Annotated in this window: 3 protein-coding genes; 2 read left to right on the top strand and 1 reads right to left on the bottom strand. The window is 41.1% G+C overall.

Features of this window, described 5'->3' with window-relative positions; all coding sequences use genetic code 11:
- Positions 1-174 precede the first annotated feature (174 nt).
- Both A7D14_RS05635 and A7D14_RS05630 read left to right on the top strand, forming a co-directional pair.
- On the top strand, positions 175-558 hold the full coding sequence (locus A7D14_RS05635; protein WP_067031218.1) for an START-like domain-containing protein: 384 nt from the start codon (positions 175-177) through the stop codon (positions 556-558).
- A 56-nt stretch (positions 559-614) separates the two neighbouring features.
- Positions 615-1,463 carry an aminotransferase class IV gene (locus A7D14_RS05630; protein WP_067031212.1) on the top strand — a complete coding sequence of 283 codons (849 nt, stop codon included), beginning with the start codon at positions 615-617 and terminating at the stop codon, positions 1,461-1,463.
- On the opposite strand, the gene A7D14_RS05625 is transcribed toward A7D14_RS05630, so the two are convergent.
- Positions 1,460-2,020 (bottom strand): YqgE/AlgH family protein, encoded by a 561-nt coding sequence (locus A7D14_RS05625; RefSeq protein WP_067031215.1) that lies wholly within the window; start codon positions 2,018-2,020, stop codon positions 1,460-1,462. The two genes, A7D14_RS05630 and A7D14_RS05625, sit on opposite strands and share 4 nt — an antisense overlap.
- Positions 2,021-2,108 lie beyond the last annotated feature (88 nt).

Raw genomic sequence — 2,108 nt, 5'->3', positions numbered from 1 at the left:
TGAATCCGACGCTCTAACCAGCTGAGCTACCTCGCCATGATTCGTTTTAGCGGGTGCAAATATAGAGTTTAATTTTTGCTGAATCAAAATTCAGTATTAATTTATTATTTGATATTTATTTTTTTATCTTCCCAAATTATATCTATTGTTGAAAAAGGATTAATTGCGCGCTACATGAGTGATAAGGTAAAATTTGAAATTGAATTTGTCATCCAAGCTTCTCCACAGTTGCTTTACCAATATATTTCCACCCCTTCCGGTTTATCTGAGTGGTATGCCGACAATGTGAATTCGCGAAGCGAGTTGTTTACGTTTATCTGGGATGGTGCCGAGGAGCAGGCCAAGATGCTCAAACGAAAAAGCGACGAGTTTGTAAAATTCACCTGGGTTGATAATGAGGACGATTCCTTTTTTGAAATGCGCATTATAGTGGATGAAATCACCAAGGATGTTTCCCTGTTCATTACCGATTTTGCCGAAGAAGATGAGGTGGATGAGGCCAAAATGCTCTGGGAAAACCAAGTTTCAGACTTAAAACAGGTCTTGGGCTCTACCTAAAAATAGATTCTCAGCTATACCGTATCTTTGGTCCCGATAAAAATCGGGACTTTTTTATGATCAATTTTAATGGCTCGCTCTTTCCGGAAAACAAGGAAATATTGACCTCTAAAAACAGAGGGTTAAAGTATGGGGATGCCCTTTTTGAAACACTTCGGTGTGTGAACGGCACCCTGTTCTTTTGGGAGGACCACTATTTTAGGCTGATGGCCTCCATGCGGATGCTGCGAATGGAGATTCCCATGCAGTTCACCTTGGAATTTTTGGAGGATGAAATCAAAAAGACCATTAAGGAAAACGGCTTTGAAAACAAGGCAGTCCGGGTGCGATTGACTGTTTTTCGGAATGAGGGCGGGTTGTACGCTCCCGAGACGAATGATATCTCCTACATCATCGAAACCAAACTTCTGGATTCTCCTTTTTATATCATCAACGAAAGTGATTACGAGGTTGAGCTCTTTAAAGATTACTACGTAAATAAAGATATGCTGTCCAATCTCAAGACCACCAACAAAATTTTGAATGTGGTGGCCAGTGTCTATGCCAAAGAGAACGGATATGCCAATTGCCTTCTGGTGAATACGGACAAACAAGTGGTGGAAGCTATCAATGGGAATCTTTTCTTGGTGAAGGGCAATACCATAAAAACCCCTCCTTTGGGTGATGGTTGTTTGAATGGCATCATCCGAAAAAAATTGATGGAGGTTGTTGGGGCAACGGACGAATTTCAACTGTTGGAAGAATCCGTATCGCCTTTCGAGCTTCAAAAGGTCGACGAATTGTTTATTACCAATAGTATTGTAGGGATTCAACCCATAAGTAAATACCGAAAAAAACAATTTGTAACCACAGTCAGTAAAAAACTGGTGGGAAAATTAAATGCCAAAGCACGAATGGTGGGCTAGTTCAGGGATGGATTTTCAGGGGAATTGGACCATAAGAGGTAATCGCCGCCCAATTCAACCATTTTTTCTTTCCAAAAGGCACTTGCTGATTTCTCCAAGATGCCACTTTCATATTCATTTTTGACCACTACCCATGATTTGGATAGCAGTTCTTGGTCCAACTGCTTGGAACCCCAGCCAGAGTACCCCAAAAAGAATCGAATATCCTGTTCGGTAATCACGCCATTGTTGATGAGTTCCACGGTCTTGTCAAAATTGCCGCCCCAAAAAATCCCATCAGAAATCTCGATGCTGTCGTGGATCAAATCGGGAACCTTGTGGATAAAATACAGGTTGTCCTGTTCCACGGGTCCACCGTTGAATACTTTAAAGGGAATGATAATTTCAGAAATAAGGTCGCAAATGGTGTAGTCCAACGGCTTGTTGAGGATAAATCCAACAGATCCTTCATGGTTGTGCTCTGCGAGCAACACCACAGACCTATTGAAGGAAACATCTCCCGTAAGCGAAGGTTCCGCAACAAGCAACTTGCCTTTTTTTGGCTTTTGGCTCACCATTTCCATAGAACTAATATCTCAATTTGTTGTTTAATATACAATTTTTCTAAAAAAAGCTAGAGTGTCCCCAAATAAAAAAGCACTTCTT

It is taken from the genome of Allomuricauda sp. CP2A, from assembly GCF_001683915.1.
Lineage (GTDB): Bacteria > Bacteroidota > Bacteroidia > Flavobacteriales > Flavobacteriaceae > Flagellimonas.
The sequence above is the reverse complement of the archived record's forward strand: the minus strand, read 5'-3'. Positions and strand labels throughout refer to the sequence as shown.